The 2,051-nt window shown below is 36.0% G+C and carries 3 protein-coding genes and 1 pseudogene; all 4 read right to left on the bottom strand.

Going from position 1 to position 2,051, the window contains the following annotated elements:
* A pseudogene (locus tag AC1DPQ_RS26150) lies at positions 1-253 on the bottom strand (hypothetical protein); the annotation flags it as partial.
* An 88-nt stretch (positions 254-341) separates the two neighbouring features.
* A complete protein-coding gene (locus tag AC1DPQ_RS26145) occupies positions 342-998 on the bottom strand; it encodes a hypothetical protein (RefSeq protein ID WP_477611350.1) in 657 nt (218 codons plus the stop codon).
* A gap of 33 nt (positions 999-1,031) precedes the next feature.
* A complete protein-coding gene (locus AC1DPQ_RS26140; protein ID WP_025145705.1) occupies positions 1,032-1,592 on the bottom strand; it encodes an RNA polymerase sigma factor in 561 nt (186 codons plus the stop codon).
* Between the two features lie 92 nt (positions 1,593-1,684).
* Positions 1,685-2,051 (bottom strand): transketolase C-terminal domain-containing protein (locus tag AC1DPQ_RS26135; RefSeq protein WP_477611349.1); only part of this gene is annotated, 367 nt, incomplete at its 5' end.

Here is a 2,051-nt window from a genome sequence, read left to right as displayed (position 1 = left end):
CGGTTAGATTATCTATTTCAGTTGTTTTTCTGAAAGAGATCATTTTCTGCATGCGTTCTTTGCGCAAAGCGTTTTGCTCTGCCTGCATATCGTTATAAATCGGCCAGAAAATTTTAGCCTCTTCTGGTGATAGGTCCAGTTTTTGAGTGAAAAAAGCTATTTTAAGTGATTCTATTTCCTCTCCCTTTGGTTTTTGTGCCAACAGGGTTGTGGGTAATAAAAACATTAAAGCAACAAAAAGTAAATTCTTCATTTTCATCAATTTGTTATTGTTTTCAATAGTGATGAAGCTATCATGATTTGGTATGTATTTTATTCGGTAAATCATGATGGTTCCTTAATTAATTATTTAGTTCCTGAGATAAATCACTTGATGAGAAATTACTCAAGATGTAGTTTTCCATTTCTGTATCTGACGCAGAAGTAGTTTTTATATTAGATGATGTAGTATTTTGCGCTTCTAAATGATCGATGATCGTACTTTCGTCAATATCATATAATAGCTGTTCGTTTATTGCTTCTGCAGATTGTGTTTGCTGAACAGCAGTAGTTGAGCCGTTCTGGTAAAAATAAACACCAAACGAAGCCATTAATAAGAAACAGGCCGCGCTTGCGTATTTAACAATGTTGYGCCTCCATAAAGGAATAATTTTGGTCTCTTTTTTAGGTTCCGATGCCGCAATTCTATCAGCAATTCTACTCTGCAGGCTGTCGAAATAATTTTCAGGTACTGCAAAGGCCTGTTCTGCTTTAGGCAATTCGGACAGCGCAATTTGGGTTTGTATGCGTTCCGTTAAATCTTCAAAATAATTCTGCGGAACTTCAAAATTATTGTTACTTGTTTTCTGTTTCAACCCATCCAAAAAGGCAGCAGAAAAAATAGCCTCATCACAATTTTCGAAATATCCATCAGGAACGGAGAAAGGATTGCGTTTCCCCATTGCCGCAAGTGCAGGGGCTTCCTTCATCCAGTCGTTATTTTCTATATTTTCGTTCATCACAGATATATGATACAATTAAAGTGAAAAGGTTTAATAGTCTATTTCATCATTTGTAATAAAAGCTTCAATTTTTTTTGCAGCGATGTGAAATGATGCTTTTAAAGCCCCTACAGAGGTACCTAACACTTCCGAAATCTCTTCATATTTCATATCGTCGAAATATTTCATGTTGAAGATAATCCGTTGTTTTTCAGGCAGGGTAAGGATTGCTTTTTGCAGTTTAAGCTCAAGTTTATCGCCGTTAAAATAAGATGAGGCAACTAAGTTATCGGCAAGCTCGGATGATACTTCATCTAAAGGTGTATTGTTCCGCTGTTTTTGCTTGTTTAAGAAAGTGATGGATTCGTTGGTGGCAATACGGTAAATCCAGGTATAAAGCTGAGAATCGCTCCTAAATTTATCAAGGTTTTTCCAGACTTTAACAAATACTTCTTGTAAAAGATCGTCACAATCATCGTGGTTTAAAACCAGCCTGCGGATGTGCCAGTATATTTTTTGCTGATATTTTTTCAGCAACAGGTTAAAGGCTTCATTACGCGTACGCTCAACAGCGAACATTGCAAGAATTTCTGAATCTTCAACTTGTTTCATTTATGATAATTATAAAACCACAAAGACACTAAGTACACAAAGGTTTGGTTATGCTTAGTGTTCTTGGTGTCTTTGTGGTTAAATTTTAAATTTTATTTTTTTCTGCCAATTACTTTTTGAACAGCTTCAACAATGTTTACAGCATCTAAGCCATATTTAGACATTAATTGATCTGGTGTTCCGCTTTCGCCAAAAGTATCATTAGTGGCTACAAACTCTTGTGGTGTTGGCAATTCGGTAGTTAACAAACGTGCTACACTTTCACCTAAGCCACCAAATTTATTATGCTCTTCGCAGGTAACCACACAACCAGTTTTTTTAACTGACTTTAAGATGGCTTCGTCATCTAAAGGTTTAATGGTGTGGATATTGATAATTTCAGCATCGATACCCAATTCAGCTAATTTTTCACCCGCTTCGATTGCTTTCCAAACCATATGGCCTGTAGCAATAATGGTA

This window comes from Pedobacter sp. 01T416_2 (genome assembly GCF_056398925.1).
The sequence above is the reverse complement of the archived record's forward strand: the minus strand, read 5'-3'. Positions and strand labels throughout refer to the sequence as shown.